Origin of the sequence: Thalassospira sp. GB04J01, from assembly GCF_000751115.1 — a bacterium.
Taxonomy (GTDB): Bacteria; Pseudomonadota; Alphaproteobacteria; order Rhodospirillales; family Thalassospiraceae; genus Thalassospira; species Thalassospira lucentensis.
This window is the reverse complement of sequence record NZ_CCDX020000022.1, coordinates 1-19,167: the sequence shown is the minus strand read 5'-3', so window position 1 is coordinate 19,167 and position 19,167 is coordinate 1. Positions and strand designations below refer to the sequence as shown.

16 protein-coding genes and 1 riboswitch are annotated in these 19,167 nt (G+C 54.8%); of the genes, 4 read left to right on the top strand and 12 right to left on the bottom strand.

Annotated features, from left to right (window positions below; genetic code table 11):
* Window positions 1-4: 4 nt before the first annotated feature.
* Complete coding sequence (locus AMM48_RS21075; protein WP_102785679.1) at window positions 5-1,015, bottom strand: sialic acid TRAP transporter substrate-binding protein SiaP; 1,011 nt, start codon at window positions 1,013-1,015, stop codon at window positions 5-7.
* A 194-nt stretch (window positions 1,016-1,209) separates the two neighbouring features.
* On the opposite strand from AMM48_RS21075, the gene AMM48_RS21070 reads away from it, so the two are divergent.
* Entirely contained in the window at window positions 1,210-2,106 is an 897-nt protein-coding gene (locus tag AMM48_RS21070; RefSeq protein WP_102785678.1) for a dihydrodipicolinate synthase family protein, read from the top strand.
* A complete protein-coding gene (locus AMM48_RS21065) occupies window positions 2,106-2,783 on the top strand; it encodes a GntR family transcriptional regulator (RefSeq protein ID WP_102785677.1) in 678 nt (225 codons plus the stop codon). Before AMM48_RS21070 ends, AMM48_RS21065 begins: the two co-directional genes overlap by 1 nt.
* A 100-nt stretch (window positions 2,784-2,883) precedes the next feature.
* On the opposite strand, the gene AMM48_RS21060 is transcribed toward AMM48_RS21065, so the two are convergent.
* Together AMM48_RS21060 and AMM48_RS21055 are read right to left on the bottom strand one after the other, a co-directional pair.
* Entirely contained in the window at window positions 2,884-3,891 is a 1,008-nt protein-coding gene (locus AMM48_RS21060) for a complex I NDUFA9 subunit family protein (RefSeq protein ID WP_102785676.1), read from the bottom strand.
* 211 nt (window positions 3,892-4,102) lie between these two features.
* A complete protein-coding gene (locus AMM48_RS21055; protein WP_102785675.1) occupies window positions 4,103-5,005 on the bottom strand; it encodes an SDR family oxidoreductase in 903 nt (300 codons plus the stop codon).
* 260 nt (window positions 5,006-5,265) lie between these two features.
* On the opposite strand from AMM48_RS21055, the gene AMM48_RS21050 reads away from it, so the two are divergent.
* Together AMM48_RS21050 and AMM48_RS21045 are read left to right on the top strand one after the other, a co-directional pair.
* Window positions 5,266-6,075, top strand: coding sequence for a tetratricopeptide repeat protein (locus AMM48_RS21050; RefSeq protein WP_022733799.1), 810 nt, complete (start codon window positions 5,266-5,268; stop codon window positions 6,073-6,075).
* 89 nt (window positions 6,076-6,164) lie between these two features.
* Complete coding sequence (locus AMM48_RS21045) at window positions 6,165-7,196, top strand: substrate-binding domain-containing protein (RefSeq protein WP_102785674.1); 1,032 nt, start codon at window positions 6,165-6,167, stop codon at window positions 7,194-7,196.
* Between the two features lie 38 nt (window positions 7,197-7,234).
* Here the strand turns inward: AMM48_RS21045 and AMM48_RS21040 are convergent, their stop codons facing one another.
* The 9 genes from AMM48_RS21040 to cobU all read right to left on the bottom strand — a co-directional run bounded on the left by AMM48_RS21040 (window position 7,235) and on the right by cobU (window position 18,805).
* Complete coding sequence (locus AMM48_RS21040) at window positions 7,235-8,053, bottom strand: class I SAM-dependent methyltransferase (RefSeq protein WP_102785673.1); 819 nt, start codon at window positions 8,051-8,053, stop codon at window positions 7,235-7,237.
* Window positions 8,050-8,724 (bottom strand): glutathione S-transferase family protein, encoded by a 675-nt coding sequence (locus AMM48_RS21035; RefSeq protein ID WP_101301248.1) that lies wholly within the window; start codon window positions 8,722-8,724, stop codon window positions 8,050-8,052. Before AMM48_RS21035 ends, AMM48_RS21040 begins: the two co-directional genes overlap by 4 nt.
* A gap of 214 nt (window positions 8,725-8,938) precedes the next feature.
* Window positions 8,939-10,468, bottom strand: a complete 1,530-nt coding sequence (locus AMM48_RS21030; protein WP_102785703.1) for a cobyric acid synthase — start codon at window positions 10,466-10,468, stop codon at window positions 8,939-8,941.
* Window positions 10,469-10,554: 86 nt separating this feature from the next.
* Entirely contained in the window at window positions 10,555-11,181 is a 627-nt protein-coding gene (cobO, locus tag AMM48_RS21025; protein WP_102785672.1) for a cob(I)yrinic acid a,c-diamide adenosyltransferase, read from the bottom strand.
* Between the two features lie 78 nt (window positions 11,182-11,259).
* Complete coding sequence (locus tag AMM48_RS21020; RefSeq protein WP_102785671.1) at window positions 11,260-12,099, bottom strand: endo alpha-1,4 polygalactosaminidase; 840 nt, start codon at window positions 12,097-12,099, stop codon at window positions 11,260-11,262.
* 185 nt (window positions 12,100-12,284) lie between these two features.
* Window positions 12,285-12,983, bottom strand: coding sequence for a hypothetical protein (locus tag AMM48_RS21015; RefSeq protein ID WP_102785670.1), 699 nt, complete (start codon window positions 12,981-12,983; stop codon window positions 12,285-12,287).
* A 182-nt stretch (window positions 12,984-13,165) separates the two neighbouring features.
* The gene (gene cobN / locus AMM48_RS21010) at window positions 13,166-16,930 is read right to left on the bottom strand and encodes a cobaltochelatase subunit CobN (RefSeq protein ID WP_102785669.1); all 3,765 of its coding nucleotides are present in this window, start codon (window positions 16,928-16,930) and stop codon (window positions 13,166-13,168) included.
* Window positions 16,931-17,193: 263 nt separating this feature from the next.
* A complete protein-coding gene (gene cobW / locus AMM48_RS21005; protein ID WP_102785668.1) occupies window positions 17,194-18,234 on the bottom strand; it encodes a cobalamin biosynthesis protein CobW in 1,041 nt (346 codons plus the stop codon).
* Between the two features lie 34 nt (window positions 18,235-18,268).
* The gene (gene cobU, locus AMM48_RS21000; RefSeq protein ID WP_102785667.1) at window positions 18,269-18,805 is read right to left on the bottom strand and encodes a bifunctional adenosylcobinamide kinase/adenosylcobinamide-phosphate guanylyltransferase; all 537 of its coding nucleotides are present in this window, start codon (window positions 18,803-18,805) and stop codon (window positions 18,269-18,271) included.
* A gap of 63 nt (window positions 18,806-18,868) precedes the next feature.
* Window positions 18,869-19,051: riboswitch (cobalamin riboswitch) on the bottom strand.
* Window positions 19,052-19,167: the final 116 nt, after the last annotated feature.

Genomic DNA, 19,167 nt, shown 5'->3' with positions numbered 1-19,167 from the left:
TCGATCACTTTACCGCGTTGATCTGATCAACAATGCCGTCCGGCCAGTCTTGGGCGAATTCGCTCTCAAGATAGGCGTCCTGCACTTTTTTACGGAATGCCGGAACGTCGGGTGCATACACCTTCAGGCCTTCACCCTTAAAGAAGTCGACCAGCGATTTTTCGTCGGCAATCCGCTTTTCATTGTTATAGGCGGTGGCAACAGCCGCGGCGTCCTGAACCTTTTCCTGCTGTTCTGCACTCAAATCGTCATAGGTGTCCTTGGCCATCGACAGGAAAATCGCATCGACCAAATGGTCAGTCAGAACAATCTGTTTGGTGACTTCATAGAACTTCACCGCCTTAACCGTCGGCAGCGGATTGTCCTGACCATCAATGGTCCCGGTCTGAAGGCCGGTATAAACTTCGCCAAAGGCAAGCGGGGTCGCATCTGCGCCCAGTGCATTGCCAAGGAACAGCCACGCATCAGAACCGGGCATGCGCAATTTCACGCCATCAAGGTCATCAGGCGTGGTGATTTTCTTGTCCGAAGCAAGATTAAGCTCACGGGTGCCGAGATAACCGACATCAAGAATTTCGATGTTCATGTCATCGGCAACCATTTTATAGAACTTCTGGCCGACTTCGCTGTTGAACACCTTTTTCTGATGGTCCGGATCGCGGATCAGGTAACCCGCGGTAAAGACCGACCATGCGGGGATCTGTTTGGCGATGTCCTGTGCGGAAATCATCGCCATATCAAGGTTGCCACGCTGCATGGCGGCGGGCTCGGTCCCCTGTTTGAACAGGCTGGCATTCAAATGGATTTCAACATCGAACTCGCCCGGTGCGGTTTTTTCCAGCTCATCCTTAAACACGGTCAGCATCTTGGCGTGCCAGTCCGACTCAACCGCCGGGGTCGAAATACGCACCTTCACCGGGTCGGCGGCAAAGGATGATGTCGCACTAAGAGCCAGCGTGCACAACGCGGCTGAGGCAATTTTCACAAGGCTGCGCCCTGTCAGTAACTTGGTCATTTGTTTCCTCCCTGACGGGTAAATATCTGATTTTCTACGTTATCGTTCTTATTCTTGATCGGTTGGCAGACGAGAATCAACAACATCTGCACTAACACGATACCTATTGTATAACTAACATGTTAGTGTTAGACAACTGATTACATCACAACAGCCAAAACGCCGTCTCCTTTGGCGCCAGACAGGAACGCTCCATGACCGCCCCCAGAACCGAAAAATTCGGCATCTCCGCCGCCATCACCACCCCGTTCACCCAAACCGGGGCGGTCGATACCGCACTGCTGTGCGCGCATGCGAAATCTGTTCTTGATCAGGGATGCGCATCGGTAACGCTTGGCGGCACCACCGGCGAAGGTCCGTCACTGTCATTGAGTGAAACAATTCCGGCGTACAAGGCACTGACCGCCGCATCAATTGATCCGGCCAAGATCGTTTTTGGCATTCTGCAATCGGCCTTGCCCGATGCCATTGAGGCCGCACGTCAGGTATCGTCGCTGGGCTGCAAATACATACTGGTTGCCCCACCCTATTATTTCAAAGGGGTCAGTAACGCAGGGCTGGTCGCCTGGTTTGATCAGTTTTTGACCGCAATCAGCGACACTGGATTGAACGTCATTCTGTATCATATCCCACAAATGACAGCCGCCCCGATCACCCCGGACATGGTGGGTGCCATTATCAAAGCCCATCCATCGATGATTGCCGGGGTTAAGGACTCATCTGGTGACTGGGACAATGCGATGACCCTGCTCGACCGGTTTTCTGATCGTCATATCCTGATTGGCGATGAGCGCATGCTTGGGGCCGCGATCAAACGCGGCGCATCGGGTGCCATCTGTGGTGTTGCCAATATTGCACCGGGCCTTCTTATCCCGCTTCTCGATGGCAAGGAACCTGATAAAAACCTGACCCCGCTTGTCAATGCGCTGCTGGAATATCCGGTGACTCCGGTGATCAAGGCCCTTGTTGCGCATGTCACAGATACGCCCGCATGGCGACGCGTACGCGCGCCGCTTGTCGAACTCGATCAGGGGCAGTATGAGTCGATAACAAACACCTATAATCGCCTGTTCGAATCCGGGAACGATTGATGAATGACGCCAAACGGCAGCCACTAAGACAAAGCAGACGCAGCGAAGCCTATGACAGCTTCACTGAACATCTGTTGGCCCGCAACATTCGACCGGGCCAGTTTATCTCCCAGCGTGAGTTGGTCGAGATTACCGGCATGCCGCTTGGCGCCATTCGCGAACTGATCCCCCGGCTTGAGACCGATGGTCTGATCACCACCGTGCCCCAACGCGGGATGCAGGTCGCCCATATCGATCTTGATCTTGTCCGCAACGCGTTTCAGCTGCGCATTTTTCTTGAGCTTGAAGCCGCACGGATGTTCACCGCACAGGCCAGTGACGAAACGCTGGCGACCTTGCGTAAAGAACACGAAGACGTCCTGAGAGCAGCGGAAAACGGCATTACCACCGAGCTTCTTGAACATGCCCAAAATGTCGATTGGTCCCTGCATGACCAGATAATCGATGCGCTTGATAACGAAATCATTTCAAAGATTTACAAGGTCAATTCCGTCAAGATCCGCCTGATCCGACAGGAAAGATTCCGTCTGACCGAAAACCTTTTGCAAGATGTGATGACCGACCATCTGGCGATCATTGCCGCCTTTGAAACCCGCGACCCGGAACAGGCCGCCACCAGTCTGCGCCAGCATCTTGAAAATGCGCGCGGACGTGCACTTGGTCTTGGCGACCGGTAAGCCAAAAGCCGGTTATCCCGTTCTCCCAAACAAAAACCGGCCGGAACAACGTTCCGACCGGCTTGCGCCATCCAATGGATGGAAAGTTCGATGCCCGCGGTTAAACGAAACGACGGAACTCGCCCGATTTACGCGGCGGGTAGAAACGTTTTAAATAGGTCGGCGCAATGGCCTCAACGCTGTTGGGCGTAATGCCAAGTTCGGCAAAACCATCTGATCCTTCGGACACGACATTGTCGGTTTTAAGCAACCGCACCTGATCAAGTGTCAATGGCGGTACTGGCAACAACTGCAGGAAGAACGCCTTGATTGATGCCAACCAGAACGGGACCGGCATCAGAATGGCGCGCTGACGGGTGATGTGCAGCATGTCGCGCAAAAGCCCCATGAATGAATAGACTTCCGGTCCACCCAGTTCATAGGTTTTGCCTGCTGACTTGCCTTCGACCAGTGCGGTCATGAAGGCATCGGCAACGTCACCGACATAAACCGGTTGGAATTTCGGCCCCCCATCGCCAAGCATGTCGATCTTGCCTTCGCCCAGATCAACTTTCGGCAGGCCCGGCGCCCCAATCACCGGCAACACCGGAGAGAACCGCGCAAGCCCCGCAAATTTGTTCAGGAAATTGTCGTCGTGGCCAAAGATCACCGACGGGCGGAAAATCACCGCATCGGCAAAGGCATCGCGCACTGCCTTTTCTCCGGCCAGTTTGGATGTCGCGTAATTGGCACTGGTGTTTTTATCCACCCCCAAAGCCGACATATGCAAAAGCGTTTTAACACCACATGCCTTGGATTCTTCGGCAATGCGTTTGGCGGCTTTGACGTGAACATTCAGGAAATTGTTTTTCCCACGTTCATACAAAACACCCAGAAGGTTGATCACAGCTTCGGAACCGTCGATTGCCTCTTTGATCGAGTCTTCATTGCGCACATCGCAATAGACCGGAACCACCTGACCCAGATAGCCCATCGGTTTGAGTTTTTTCACACGTTCAAAGCTGCGCGTCGGAACACGAACGATAAACTCACGCTCAAGCAGACGCTTGACGATATGACGTCCGACAAATCCGGTCCCGCCAAAAACGGTTACGATACGACGATCCATGCTTGCTCTCTCCTTGCCGGTGTCATTGTCCGCGGCGAATTTCCAAGAAAGACACACCGGCGTTAGGTGCCTTCAAGACCGGGTGCGGCGGCCGGTCTGATCAAAATGGTGTCCTGCGGACACTCATATTGCCCACACATGTGACAATATGAGTGTCCGCAGGCTCTTGGGTTATATACGACGCGAAACCCGCGTCAACAATGCGCTTTTGTTAATCAGCATCACCGTTGGCGGTGTTTTTTGCCATTAATTGATCATAAAGCGCCAAAAGACCGGCCTGATAGTCGGGGTAGCGCAGCTTCACCCCCAACTCCTGCTTGATCCGGGTATTTACGACGCGTTTGTTATCTTCATAAAAGCTTGCCGCCATCGGGCTCAGCGTTGCGCTGGCAAAATCTTGTTCAGCCGGGGGATCAACGCCCAACAATCCACAGGCATGCGCAATCACGTCCTGCGGCGGGGCCGCGTCATCATCGCACACATTATAGGCCGCTCCGCAATTGGGCTGCTTGATCGATGCCAGGACGGTCTGGGCAATGTCATGGACATGAATGCGCGAAAACACCTGACCGGGTTTGACAATCCGGCGCGCCCGCCCCGATTTCACGGTTTCAAGTGCGTTGCGTCCCGGGCCATAAATCCCGGCAAGACGGAAACTTTGCACGCACAAGCCATGACGACGGCCAAGATCAAACCATGCCTTTTCCGCCGCAACCCGCCTGCGCCCGCGCTTGCCACTTGGCAATAATTCATCGTCTTCGGTGACTTCGCCGCCATTGCGATCGCCATACACTCCGGTGGTCGACAGATAGCCAACCCATGTGCCGTGAGGCAGGATCGCCAGATCGCTACCATGATGATGAATGACCGGATCTCCCATCCCGCCGGGCGGCGCAGAGACAAGAACATGGGTCACCCCTTTTAGGGCCGCACGGATATCTTCAATCGGCTGATCATCGGCAAAGATAAACGGTTCAATCCCGTGTGATCGAAGCTGTGCTGCTTTATCGGGGCTCCGCGTCGTTCCGGCAATCTTCCATCCATCCTCATGCAGGGCATCTGCGACAAGGCGGGCGGAAAATCCCATCCCGAAACAAAACAGCTTATTGGTCATAAGGGCCTCTGCGCGTTGGCATTCATATGCGGGTCTGAACCCAATGGATGGTCCGCACAGTAACGGTCCCGCACGGTCCAGACAAAACCTTTCCGGCACCTTTTGCCGCAGGCCGGAAAATCGCAATGAATAAGACAATCATTATCTTGCCGTTTTCATGCTGTTTTTTGGGCCGTCATACATTCAGGCATGGTCGCTTAGGGGCATTTTCCCCTATGCTGCATGCTGCCGATTTCGCCAGACAGGGAGCTTCTTTCACCATGGTACGACGCCCGGCTCGCACATTTTTAAGACAGGCATCTCCGCTTTTGATTGCGGGTATGATCGCAATTGTCTTTGCGCCTGACGCCATTGCCCAGACCGAAAGCAATGGCGGCATGACCAATGAAGAAGCCCAGCAATATAAAGACTGCCTGAAACTGGCCCAGCTCAAACCTGAAGACGGTTTTGAAAGTGCGATTGCATGGCGCGACATGGGCGGCGGCGAACCCGCCCGTCATTGCGTGGCCGTATCGCTGATGTCGCTTGGCAAATTCGAAGAAGCCGCAACCAGGCTTGATGCGCTTGCCCAGGACAGCACTGCCGACAGAGGCGTTGTGGCCGGTATGCTTGCGCAAGCCGGACAGGCATGGATGTTGGCCAACAATCTTGAATTTGCCTGGCGCGATCAAACCCGCGCCCTTGAGATTGTTAAAAACGATCCGCAACTTTGGATCGACCGGGCAATGGTGCTTGGCATGGCCGGGGAATATTGGGAATCGATTGACGATCTCAACAAGGCGCTTGATCTTGAACCCGATCAGACAGATGCGCTGATTTACCGTGCGACGGCATGGCGAATGCTTAAAAGCTATGATCTGGCGATGACCGATATCGAAAATGTCCTTGCCCAGGAACCCGGCAATGTTCAGGCCCTTTTTGAACGTGGAAACCTGCATCGCATTCAGGGCGAAAACGATCTGGCGCGCCGCGATTGGTTAAATGTCATAGAAAATTCAAACGGAACCCCTGTCGCTGATGCGGCAAAAGCGAATATAGAGAAGATGGATGTTCGCACCGAATCAGAATAGGTTCGCTGCGACCTGTTTGCTTTATATGTGGTCGGCGTGACAGACCGTCGACCATAACCGGATAACACCGGATACCTTTGGGGGCCCAAATGCGTCGCACGCTTGCCTTAACTGCCATTGCCGCGTCCATGGCACTTGTTTCTGCCACGTCTTTGGCACAGGCACGTGACCAGATCAGGATTGTCGGATCCTCGACCATCTTTCCGCTGACCACCAAGGTCGCCGAATATTTTGCCAAAACCACCAATGCCCCGGCACCTGTCGTCGAAAGCACCGGTTCTGGTGGCGGGTTCAAACTGTTTTGTGGCGGCATCGGCGAACAATATCCCGACATCGTCGATTCATCGCGCCAGATTACCGGATCGGAAACCGCGATTTGTGCGGCCAATTCCATCAACAACATCAGCGAGATTAAAATCGGCTATGACGGCATTGTTCTTTTGGGGTCGCACGATGCACCGGCCATGGCGCTAAGCGCCCGTCAGCTTTTCTTAGCCCTTGCCCGGACCATTCCGGTTAAGGGGGCAAGTGTCCCGAACCCAAACGAAAAATGGTCGGACATCGACCCATCCTTACCGGATCTGAAAATCCGCGTTTACGGCCCGCCACCCACCTCTGGCACCCGTGACCTGATGGGCCAGCTGTTGCTTGATAAGGGCTGTGCAACCTTTTCCGATATCGCCAGCCTTGAGGCATCCGACCCCGACAGCTTCCGTCTTCTGTGCCGGACCCTGCGCGAAGACGGTGCCTATATTCAAGCCGGTGAGAATGACCGCCTTGTCATCAGCAAGCTGGAAAAAGACCCGACATCCTATGGCGTGATGGGCTTTAACAATCTTGATCGCAACCGCGACAGGCTGCGGGGCATCCCGATTGACGGTATCGAACCTGATTATGACACCATCCTTGATGGCAGCTATTCCGGGTCACGTCCGCTGTATCTCTACATCAAGGACGATCATCAGCAGCTTGTTCAATCGCTTGGTGATTTTGTCTCGACCTATGTGTCTGACGCGGTGATTGGCGACGAAGGTCTTCTAGCAGACAACGGTCTGGTACCCTTGACCGCCGATGAGCGCAAAGAAACCCATGCGCAGGCCGCAAAGTTCGCCGGCAACTAATCGCATAACACGCACATGAATTAATGCGGCCGGGCCAATCAGTCCGGCCGTTTTGCCATCCAGACCTGATTGGTGGCATAGCGCGGCGGATTGCCTTTGAAATCAGAAAATTCCGATATCGAAACGAAACCGCAAAGTTCCAGCATCAACCGCATTTCGCTGCGATGGATCCAGCGCAGATGATGCCACGCATCTTCACGCCGAATAACTTCCCCGTCGACACCGATTTCCTCAAACCGCCAATGTTCATCGAACCGCTGGGTTAGCGGATCATTGGTGCGTTCCATCGCGGTAATCCGCAAACGACTTCCGGCCTTTCCGATGCCATCGGGCATGGGAAAAATCGGAAGCTCAACCACCTCCGCGTCACCTTCGGGCAGGCAATAACGTAAATCAGGATCGATCAGATCAAACGCGATCACCCCACCGGGTTTGAGGTGCGCAAAAGCACGTTCAAGCGCACGGCGCTGATCATGGGCATCGGTGACTTCCTGCAAGCCGCGAAACGGGATGATGATCAACCCAAATGATCGACCAAGATCAAAGTCACACATATTCGCATGGTGCCATGTCAGCTCAGGATAGTTAGCACGCGCCTGTGCCAGCATCGCCTCGGACAGATCAAGTCCTTCGACGGAAATGCCCAGTTTGGCAATGGCCGCCGCAATCCGCCCGGTTCCACAGCCAAGCTCCAGAACCTTACCCCCACCCGGCCCGACAACCTGCGATGCAATGTTGGTATAAAACGGAATGGGGTCTTCGAAAATTTTACGATCAAGATCAGCGCGAAGATCGTAACTGGCGGTATTTAGGCCACCGACAGGGTAGAATTCATCGTGATTGGATGAACCCGTCATTCAAAATCCAGCTCGGCATAATGCGGGGATGCCGGGAAACTTGCCTGCCGATCGGCCAGAATATCGCGCATCGACGGTCGGGATTTAATCCGCATATACCAATCTTTGGCACGCGGATGTTTTGACCAGTTGATGTCGCCCATATAATCAATCACTGAAATCTGCGCGGCGGCGGCAAGATCGGCCATCGTCAAATGATCGCCCGCAAGCCAGTTGCGTCGTTCAAACAGCCAGCCGACATAATCAAGATGATACGCCGCATTGGTCCGCCCGGCACGCAGCACCTTGGTATCGGGCGTGCCGGTCGCAAAGAAGCGTTTTAGCAACTTCTCACCGAGCAAATGGTCGGTGACTTCGCGGTTAAATTTGCCATCAAACCACGCGACAAGGCGGCGGATTTCGGCACGTTCCTTGGCGTCTGAGCCAAACAATTTCAGATCGTCTGAATAAACTTCATCAAGGTATTCACAGATGACGACCGAGTCACACAGAACCAACCCGTCCTCATCCTGAAGAACCGGCACTTCGCCTGCGGGATTAAGCAACAGAAATTCGTCGCGCCGCTCCCAGACCGGCTCGGCCTTCAATTCGAAATCCAGCTTTTTCTCGGCCAAAACCAGGCGCACTTTGCGCGAAAACGGCGATAGCCAAAAGTGATGTAACTGACGCATAAACGTGAAGATACCCGACCAAGGATGAACTTTTTACAAAGACCGGACTGTTGGCGCGGCTTCTTTTTTAAAGCCGTCCGCGACATTCGTTTCAGTACCGGAATTTCAAATCTGTCAAACCACGCGGCACAGATTAAGTAAAGAGCTTCTCACCATTCGAACGGTGATTTTGATGCTTTTTATCCACATTGGCACCTTGGCCGTGCAAAGAAGCCTATCTGCCCCGGCTTTTGGCCAGTTCCAGCATCCCGTCAAGATCAAGGCAGGCCTCCAGATGATCGGCCAATTCATCAAGGCTGGCATCAATCGATGCTTCAAAATTCATCCCGCTTGAAACACCATTTCCGCCAATATGAGCAAGATAGGCTTGGCGAAACGCATCACTGCCAAACAGCCCGTGCAAATAACAGCCCATCACCCGACCATCGGCACTGATGGCCCCATCCAGAACCCCGTCCGATGGGCCCCCAAACCGCAGCCAGCTGCGCGACCGATCCGGGCCATTGGTCTGCCCCATATGAATTTCATAGCCCCAAAGGGCGATATTTGGCGCTATGCCCTGATCATCGCCGACCGTCACCGCCTCAGTCTTGCGAAGGGTTTTATCCCCGGCCATCACCGTTTCAATGTCAAGCAGGCCCAAACCGGCTTCACTGCCCGGCTGCCCCTCAACCCCGTCCGGGTCATGCACCATCCGGCCCAGCATCTGATAGCCGCCACAAATCCCGATCACATGCCCACCGCGACGATAATGGGCGGCAATATCCACATCCCAGCCCTGATCTTTCAAGAATCTCAAATCAGCCAATGTCGATTTGCTGCCCGGTAGAACCACCAGATCACAATCACCGGGGATCACTTGGCCCGGCTTGATCAGCAGCAATTCAACCCCATCCTCAGCCGCCAGCGGGTCAAGGTCATCAAAATTGGCAATACGGGGCAAATGCGGAACGGCAATGCGCATGCGTGCATCACCACTGCTATCACGGTGATATTTGCCTGCATTTTCCAACGCAACACCATCTTCAGCCGGAAGCTTATATGCCCCCGGCCAATATGTTGCGATACCGTAACTTTTGAGATTTCCGTGCTTGGCAATGATGTCGGTTGCCGGTTCAAACAGGGACACATCACCGCGAAACTTGTTAATCACATAGCCCTTAAGCCACCGGCGATCATCCGCGGACAAAAGCGCATATGTCCCGACAATCGATGCAATCACGCCGCCCCGGTCAATGTCGCCGACCAGAATAACCGGAATTTCCGCCGCCTCGGCAAAGCCCATGTTGGCGATGTCCGATGCGCGTAAATTTACCTCGGCCGGTGATCCAGCCCCCTCAACCAGCACCAGATCGGCATCGGCTGCCATGATCTCGAAACTTTCAAGAACCTTGGGCAACAAGTCACGTTTTAGGCGGTAATAATCACGCGCCTTGGCCGTGGTCAGAACCTTGCCCTGAACTACGACCTGCGCGCCGATATCTGATTGGGGTTTGAGCAACACCGGGTTCATATGCACCGTGGTTGCCACCCCGGCGGCGCGGGCCTGAAGCGCCTGTGCCCGGCCAATTTCGCCGCCATCATCGGTCACGGCGGCATTGTTGGACATGTTTTGCGGCTTGAACGGACGCACGTGCAATCCACGCCGGGCATAGGCCCGGCAAAGCCCCGCCACCAGCAAGGATTTCCCGACGTCCGAGCCGGTACCTTGTAACATCAGGGCAGGGACAGAGCGCACAGTCATTCCGGTTTCAAAACTTTCATGCAAACAGGCTTACATATAGCCATCATCACCCGGCAAACCGCGCCGTCCCCTTGATGGGATCGCAATCAGAACTCAACGCCAATCTGCGCCTTGATGCCCTGTTCGCGGAACGGGTGCTTGATCATGGTCATTTCGGTGACCAGATCGGCAGCCTCAATCAGGGTGTCTGGCGCATTGCGCCCGGTCAGAACCACATGCTGATCGGGAAGCTTTTCGGCCAAAGCCCCCAAAACATCCTCAAGCGGTAAGAAATCATAGCGCAGCACGATGTTGATCTCATCAAGGATCACCATCGAGAAGCTGGGATCACGCATCATTTCCAGCGCCTTGTTCCATGCATCCCGCGCAAGCGAAATGTCCTGTGCCCGGTTCTGTGTTTCCCAGGTAAAACCCGCACCCATGGCATGAAATTCACAAAGCTCAGGGAATTTTTTCAGCAGTTTGGCTTCGCCGGTTTCCCAGCCGCCCTTGATAAACTGAACCACGCCAACTTTCATGTCATGCCCGACACAGCGCATCGCCATGCCAAAGGCCGAGGATGACTTTCCCTTGCCCTTGCCGGTGTGGACAATGATAAGGCCCTTTTTATCGATCTTCTGGGCCATCATCTTGTCGCGCGCAGCCTTGATTTTCTTCATCTTTTCGTCATGGCGCGCATTAACGTCCACGTCTGGCTGGGTCTTATCGGTCATGGTTTTATGCCTTTGTCTTTTCGGGCCGTATCGCTTTGAACATTTGCTGGCGAACAATGCGGCGAAGCGGCCTCGGGATCAAGGGCAGTTTTCCGGGGCGCGGTCGAGATCAAGATGGGCGATGACGCCCTGAAACCCCAGTTTTCGCGCCGCTGGGCATAGGCTTTGCGGATCGGTGCCGTTTTCAATTTCTTCAAGATACTCAACTGCAAACACCGGCTTTCCCAAGCCGTGATAGGGTGTGAATTCCCCCATAAAGCCAAGCCGATACGCTGATTCCAGCAAGGCAAAATCCATCTTTTCAACTAGTTCTGGCACAAGCTCAGACGCATTTTTCTGCCCGATGGCAAGGCCGCGCGCATGGGCCTGATCAATCAGCCAAGTGATGTAGCGAAGTTGATCTGCCCGCGTCAGGTCAAACCCGGTTTCCTTGCTGCTGTCATCGGCCTCGTAAGCATCGATGTTATCAGGCTCAACCGCCAGAAACCCCTTCTCGCGGCAAAGATCAAACCGGTCGCGCATGACATCGGCAAACCGTTCGAACCGGCTGACATCAAGCCAGTTCTCCCCCGGCCAGCCCCAATAAGCATTGCCGATCACATCGGATGGAAAACGATCCCGATCATCGCGCCAGTCTTCGACCGCCCCAACATTGATATAACAAATCGGAAAAACCCCGGCATCGCGCCACTGGCGCACCTGATCAGCAGACGTTTCAAACAAGTCACTGCCAACAACCCTGATATCACCCGCCAGCTCAATATCGCCCTGTAATTGCCAATGAAACGGTCCCGTCGGGACTTTTGGCCAGTCTGGTGCCACAGATGTTTGCGCCATGGCGCGCACACTTAAGCCGCTGCTGGCACCAGCGCAAAACGTCATAATCGTACATAAAAACAGGAATTTAGCAGTATGCATAAGGGTGCCTTGGCTATGTTAGCACAATTTTGCCCTCCCTCTGGCGATTGCACAACCGCGTAAATACAATGCCACGCAAAAGAAAAGCGCGATCCATAAGACCGCGCTTTTCTACCCCATATCGGGGTACTTCCCCCACCCAGAAGAAATCCTTCGGGTGCTGTTAAGGCGAACCGATTGCCTTATTAAGACTGTGACAGACCAAGATCACGGGTCACCAGATCAGCCCATTTATCGGGTTCCCGCATATCAATGTTACGTAATTCCGGGCGGCGCATCCGGGCCTTGTTAAACATTTGCAACCGATCACCGGGCGACATCCGGCGCAGACGCATCAAGGCCTTGCGCACTGCATCGTTGGCCGGTCCGGTCGGACGCTGGAAACTTTGCTCAACCACTTCAAGTCGGCGTTCAAGCCAGTTGCGGCTTGCCACAACCTGCTCGATCAGGGCTTTGAATTCACGCACAACCGGGAAATGATCCATATTAAGGTGGGCTGTTGAAACCGCAGCCCGCCAGACCTGGCGCTCAACCCCTTGCAGGTAGCGCCAGTAAATTTTCACCTTGGCGTCGATTTCCACTTTGGTTTGGTCCGGGCCCGGCAAATGCCGGGAAAGTTCGCTCAGTCCCTGGTGAAGTTCCTCGAAGCTCACCGGAAGATGCTGGCCATTAAACCGTTCGCGCACATTCAAAACAGCCGGGATCGCACCCCGTGCAGGACGATAACGTCCTTGCCCGTGCAGATCGGCACGCAACCAATGTGGAATATCGCAATCGGCAATCAGGAAATCGATGATGTCCGTATGCCCGGCATGTCCGGGCAAGGGGGTCTGCGCATAGTCAGGCAGCCTGATATCAGGTCGAACGCTGGTCGTCTTTTCCATCGCGGCCTCCGAACTCTTTGATCGGTCTGCGTTCCCGCGCAGGCGATCCGAATGGGGTGCCCCGTCCCTCACAACTTATTAATAGTTGGTTAATAGAGATATGGTGCGTAAACGAAACGTTTCAACTGCCGATAATGTTCCCGTGGTAAAATTGTTGTGAGCCTGATGTGTGGTGGTGCCTCTTAAACGCGGTCACCCAGATCGACTGAAACACTGTTGCGCCGTGGCTGCCACAGACCGCGCTCAATCGCCTCGCGCAGGCGATCGCGGATATCGCGCAAGGCATCTGGATTGTGCTGATCAATAAAGTCCCGCACCGTCTCATCACCAAGATATGCATCATACACCAGATCAAAATGATGATCAGCCACACAGCGGGCCGTCGCCGCAAAAGCAAACAGATAATCAACCGTTGCGGCAATCTCGAACGCGCCCTTGTAGCCGTGACGCATCACCCCGTTGATCCATTTCGGATTGACCACGCGGGCCCGCACCACACGGGCGATTTCTTCTTCCAATGTGCGGATTTTCGGGCTTTCGGGGCGGGAATGGTCACTGTGATACACCACCGGCTGCTTGCCCGACAGGCTGCGCACGGCTGATGTCATTCCGCCTTCGAACTGATAATAATCATCCGAATCCAGAAGATCATGTTCGCGGTTATCCTGATTATGGACAATCGCATCAACCTTCGACAACCGGGTTTCAAACAGCCCGCGCGCCGCCTCGCCCTCAGCCCCATTGCCATAGGCATAACTGCCCCACGCCAGATAGGCATCGGCAAGATCGTCTTCGTCTTCCCAAAGTTTTTCGTCAATCATTGCCTGCAAACCAGCGCCATAGGCCCCCGGTTTGGACCCAAACACCCGAAATGCCGCCTGTCGTTCGGCCTGTGCATCATCAAGCCCCTGATCGCGCAGCTTTTGCCTTTCCTGCGCGACCCGCGTGGCAATCGGATTGCTTTCGGCGGGTTCATCGGTCCGGGCCGCCACCGCACGCACCGCACTGTCAAACAGGTCAATCAAACCGGGAAACGCATCACGGAAAAACCCTGAAATCCGCAACGTCACATCGACACGTGGACGTCCCAAAACCGATGCTGGCATGATTTCAAACCCGGTCACACGGCGCGACGCACTATCCCATGTCGGGCGCACCCCCATCAGGGCCAGGGCCTGTGCAATGTCGTCACCGCCCGTACGCATATTGCTCGTCCCCCAGACCGAAAGCCCAAGGGCGGCGGGCCATTCGCCGTTATCCTGCACATGACGTTCCAGCAAAAGTTCGGCCGATTTCCACCCCAACTGCCACGCAGCCGGTGTTGGCACGGTGCGGGTATCGACCGAATAGAAATTTCGCCCGGTCGGTAAAACATCTGGCCGCCCACGGGTCGGTGCCCCCGATGGGCCGGGTTCGACAAATTTGCCCGCAAGCCCGCGCAAAAGCCCCGACACCTCAGCATCGCCACAGCTGACAACAGCGGGTCGAATATTTGTTTCGATATCGGTTACAACGTCACACACCGCCGACCACAGCGGATCGGGCGCAACAGTCCCATTGACCAGATCACGCGCCAGAAGCTCAATCCGCTCCACCGTATCGCCGGTGGTTCGCCACGGCCCCACCTCATCATAATGGGCCAGAATGTCGGGTTTTATGCCCGGCCAGAATTCGGCGAAGGCACAATCAAGTGGGTCAAACCCGGCATCGCCCAAAATATCCTTGGCAATCGCACGGTGAAGCGATGCCTTCGGTCCGCTGTCCGATCCACGCGGCAACCGCGCCAATGCCACCAAAAGATCGTTCAAAAGATCGCCTTCCGGGGCCTTGCCAAAAATATGCAAGCCATCCCGAATTTGAAGTTCTTTAAGCTCACACAGATAGTTATCAAGTTTGGCCAGCGCACTTTGTTCGTCTTCGCCCGCCTCAATCCCGCAATCTCGGTCCAACCCGATCTGAATGGCCAGTTCAAGAATATCGCGTTTCAGGAGCACCAACCGGCGCGGGTCAACGGCTGCGGCCTCAAAATACTCATCAACAAGTGCCTCAAGATCCTTGAGTGGACCATAACTTTCGGCCCGGGTTAACGGCGGGGTAAGATGATCAAGGATCACGGCCTGTGCACGGCGTTTGGCCTGCGTGCCTTCGCCCGGATCATTGACGATGAACGGGTAGAAATGCGGGGTCGGACCAAAGACCGCCTCGGGGAAGCATTCCTCGGACAAAGCAAGTGACTTGCCCGGCAACCATTCCATATTGCCGTGCTTGCCAAAATGAATGATCGCATCAACACCAAATTCATGGCGCAACCAGATATAAAACGCGAAGTAGTTATGCGGCGGCACCAGATCGGGCGAGTGATAACTTTCCAGCGGATCAATGTTGTATCCACGCGCGGGCTGCAGCCCGACGACGACATTGCCCATCGGCAGGATCGACAGCGCAAAGCTATCCTGTTCGGCGATATAAAACGGGTCTTTTGTCGGATCGCCCCACGCATCCAGCACGTGTGCCTGAATGGAGGCCGGTAACCCGTCAAATGCCGTTTGATAAGCCGCCCGCGAGAGCGTCACCCGGATTTCACGGTCCGCCAGCGTTTTGAAATCATTGGTTGGCCCGGCCTTGACCGCGTTGATCAAGGCATCGCCATCCGTCGGAATATTTTCAAGCGCGTAGCCATCTGCCTGCATGGCACGCAGGGTTTCAATCATCCCTGCAGGCGTATCAAGCCCAACCCCGTTGCCTAGGCGAGCATCCTTGTTGGGATAGTTCGCCATCACCATCGCGACCTTGCGCGATGGGGCATCAAGTTGACGCAACCTGACCCAATTGGCGGCAAGTTGGGCGACAAATGCCACGCGGTCGCGCACCGGGATGTATTTCACCAAATCAATCTGGGTCAGCGGATCCTTGCCAGCCGACCCCTTGAACGACACCGCGCGCGATAAAATACGGCCATCCACTTCGGGCAGGGCGACATTCATCGCGATGTCGCGTGCGGCAAGGCCATTGACGCCGTCGCGCCAGCTTTCTTCGCTGCCACCAGAAAGGACGAGTTGAAACACCGGTGCATCGACCGCATCAAACGGCCCATTCTTTCGTTCCGAACCCGGAACAGAAATCGAAAATCCTGTGGTATTCAGGACCAAATCTGCCGCTGTTTGCTCCAGCCAGTCACTGACAAGCGCACCCGCCGCCGGGTCCTTGAGGCTGGAAACGAAAATCGGCAATGGATTCAGATGATTGTCCTGAAGTTCTTCAACCAGAGCATCAATGACATCAAGATTGGCCGCCTGCACCAATGACCGATAGAAAATAATCGGCGTAACTGGTTGATTTTCAACCCATTGTTTGCGGATTTCAGCCAAATCGACATGCGCATTTCCCGGCCAATATCCACCGGCCTTAACCAGTGGGGCGGCGGGTTTCCACTGCCAGTTAACAGATGAATTCAACTTTTCATATATAAGGCGAAGTAAATTCTCGGAATTTTGCGGCCCACCTTCGATCAAGTAGCGCCAGATATGCTGATAGTCGGCCCCCTTAACGGTTGAAAGCGACAGTAGCTCCGCATCGGGTTGATCATCGCCGGGCAACAGCAAAAGCGGCACGTCATTTGACCGGGCAAAAGCGACCAGTTGCTCGAAGCCATACGCCCAATATCCCCGTCCGCCCAGAATGCGCACGATGATAAACTTGGCCTCACACAGCACATCTTCGACATACAAATCGACCGACATATTGTGACCGAGCTGCAAAAGACTGGCCAGACGCAAGGACGGAACATCGTCGCCAAATTCTGCTGTCAGACGCCCCTGCGCCCCGGCAAAACACGCCAGTTCAGATTCTGCCGCCGACAGGATCACGACATCGCCGGGCTCCTGTCCAAGATCGACGGCTTCGCTGCCGTCTGTCACCATTCCGGGCTGTGCTGCCAGCAAATGCATTGGGGTTTCCGTCTCTTTCTTTCGTGTCAGGATCTACTCAGACCGGGCCGAAGTCCCGGACCCGAGCGCCGCACCTAGGATCGGGCCGAAGACCAAACCGAGGATCACGACCATCTGTATCCACAATCCGCACGCATCCCCCCGACGAGCAAAGCCAAGGCCGGGGGATGCGGGTTTCACGGCGTCATGCAGACGTGAAACACGGCCTTGCACCGTTAGGACAAAACAGTGTTTCACGTGAAACAAAACAAGAACAAATGATCTTACGCCGCCTTGATCGCGGTTTCAATTGCGGCCCGGTCCAAGCCATGCAGGCCAATCACGACCAGTTCAGACCGGCGGTTTTCCCCGTCCGTCCAAGGACGGTCAAAATACCGCTGGAACCGTTCGCCAACGCCTTGAACCACATGACGCATCGGTTTGCCAGGCACATCAAGGAACCCCTTGATACGCAGCACATCAAACTGACGTACAACTTCAATCAGACGCTTTTCCAGAACCGCCGGATCGGTGACCGCACCAAGCGACACAACGAAGCTATCGAAATCGTCATGATCGTGTTCATGGCCATCATCATGATGGGACGGACGGCTATCAAGATCATCCTCGGCCGCGGCACCCAGCCCCAGCAGAATGGCATTTTCAATGCGCGAATGATCGGTAGCGATAATTTTGACTGACGGGCGTTTCAGTTGGGCACGAATGTCGGCTTCAACCTTGGTCCGTTCGACGTCACTCAGAAGATCGGTTTTGTTAAGCACAACCATATCCGCACAGTGAAGCTGTTCTTCAAACAGTTCTTCAAGCGGGCTTTCATGATCAAGGCTGTCGTCGGCTTCGCGCTGGGCCTGAACCGCATGATGATCATGGGCAAACAGCCCGTCACGCAGCGCCGCACCATCCAAAACCGCGACCACACCATCCACCGTCACACGCGATCTGATTTCTGGCCAGCTAAACGCCTTTACCAACGGTTTTGGTAGGGCCAGACCAGATGTTTCAATCACGATGTGATCAGGTGGCGTTTCGCGGTCAATCAAGCCCTGAATGGTCGGCAGGAAATCATCGGCCACCGTGCAACAAATACAGCCATTAGCAAGCTCGACCACGTCATCTTCGGCACAGCCTTCAATGCCACAGCCATTGATGATGCCGCGATCAACACCAAGATCGCCAAATTCATTGATGATCAGTGCAATCCGTTTGCCATTGGCGTTTTCCAGCATGTTGCGGATCATGGTGGTTTTGCCTGCACCGAGAAAACCGGTAATCACAGTTGCCGGGATTTTACCCAATTGAGCCATTCTCAAATTCCTTAAATTTCAATTTTTTGTGGGGTTATTTGACCTGCATCGGAATGCCAGCAACCACCAGCGTTACCTTATCTGCAAGTGCCGCCATACGTTGATGCAGCCGTCCAGCATGATCGCGAAAGGCCCGCGCCATGGCATTTTCCGGCACAATCCCGAAACCGACCTCGTTTGACACAAAAAGAACCGGGATGTCGAGGGTCGGAACAAGATCGCACAGGCGATCAAATTCGGCCGCAATATTGCGGTTTTCAAGCATCAGGTTGGTCACCCATAAGGTCAGACAATCAACCAGAACCGGCTGTGCGTCGGGCTGAGTGCAGGCGCGAAGGGCGGCACAAAGATCCAGTGGTTCCTCGATCGTATGCCACAGATCGCCGCGTGTTTGTTTGTGAAGGTCGATGCGGTTGGTCATTTCCGCGTCCCAGGCCCGTCCAGTGGCGATATAGGTTCCGCCTCCGGCTTGTCCGGCCTGTGTAATGAGGTTTTCGGCAAACCGGCTTTTGCCCGATCGGGCACCGCCAAGGATCAAATGTATCCCGGCATGCGGTTCTGTATGGGTCATCGCGTTTTCCTCGCCATGGCCTCCCACCGAGGCCGGGTTGCGTCGCCACTACGCAAGATAAACAAGCATAGTGACACCTTCGGCTGGTTTCCTGGCTGCGGGCATGAAAGCCATCCGCCTTCCCGGTTTCCCGGTGGCTGGCGCAAATGCGCCCGGATCGCCCAACCCGATACAGTTGCGGGGGCAGCATCGGCATTTCACCGATTTCCCATCACCGAACGGTGCGCCGAACCTAACAGCTTTGCCTGCTCTGCCAAAGCGCTATCTCCGACCTAGGGTCTGAACCCAATTGAATGTTTAAAATGGCATCAGAACAAACAAGACATGCAAGGAAATCTCCGCCGCGCGGGGTATTGCCCCGG

Bases quoted from the DNA above. Each gene is read 5' to 3' on its own strand.
- AMM48_RS21015 (WP_102785670.1), bottom strand. From the start codon at position 12,983: ATGGAAAAGACGACCAGCGTTCGACCTGATATCAGGCTGCCTGACTAT.
- AMM48_RS21055 (WP_102785675.1), bottom strand. From the start codon at position 5,005: ATGACCAATAAGCTGTTTTGTTTCGGGATGGGATTTTCCGCCCGCCTT.
- AMM48_RS21020 (WP_102785671.1), bottom strand. From the start codon at position 12,099: ATGCATACTGCTAAATTCCTGTTTTTATGTACGATTATGACGTTTTGC.
- AMM48_RS21040 (WP_102785673.1), bottom strand. From the start codon at position 8,053: ATGACGGGTTCATCCAATCACGATGAATTCTACCCTGTCGGTGGCCTA.
- AMM48_RS21060 (WP_102785676.1), bottom strand. From the start codon at position 3,891: ATGGATCGTCGTATCGTAACCGTTTTTGGCGGGACCGGATTTGTCGGA.
- AMM48_RS21070 (WP_102785678.1), top strand. From the start codon at position 1,210: ATGACCGCCCCCAGAACCGAAAAATTCGGCATCTCCGCCGCCATCACC.
- AMM48_RS21030 (WP_102785703.1), bottom strand. From the start codon at position 10,468: ATGACTGTGCGCTCTGTCCCTGCCCTGATGTTACAAGGTACCGGCTCG.
- cobW (WP_102785668.1), bottom strand. From the start codon at position 18,234: ATGGCTCAATTGGGTAAAATCCCGGCAACTGTGATTACCGGTTTTCTC.
- AMM48_RS21035 (WP_101301248.1), bottom strand. From the start codon at position 8,724: ATGCGTCAGTTACATCACTTTTGGCTATCGCCGTTTTCGCGCAAAGTG.
- AMM48_RS21065 (WP_102785677.1), top strand. From the start codon at position 2,106: ATGAATGACGCCAAACGGCAGCCACTAAGACAAAGCAGACGCAGCGAA.
- cobO (WP_102785672.1), bottom strand. From the start codon at position 11,181: ATGACCGATAAGACCCAGCCAGACGTGGACGTTAATGCGCGCCATGAC.
- cobU (WP_102785667.1), bottom strand. From the start codon at position 18,805: ATGACCCATACAGAACCGCATGCCGGGATACATTTGATCCTTGGCGGT.
- cobN (WP_102785669.1), bottom strand. From the start codon at position 16,930: ATGCATTTGCTGGCAGCACAGCCCGGAATGGTGACAGACGGCAGCGAA.
- AMM48_RS21050 (WP_022733799.1), top strand. From the start codon at position 5,266: ATGGTACGACGCCCGGCTCGCACATTTTTAAGACAGGCATCTCCGCTT.
- AMM48_RS21075 (WP_102785679.1), bottom strand. From the start codon at position 1,015: ATGACCAAGTTACTGACAGGGCGCAGCCTTGTGAAAATTGCCTCAGCC.
- AMM48_RS21045 (WP_102785674.1), top strand. From the start codon at position 6,165: ATGCGTCGCACGCTTGCCTTAACTGCCATTGCCGCGTCCATGGCACTT.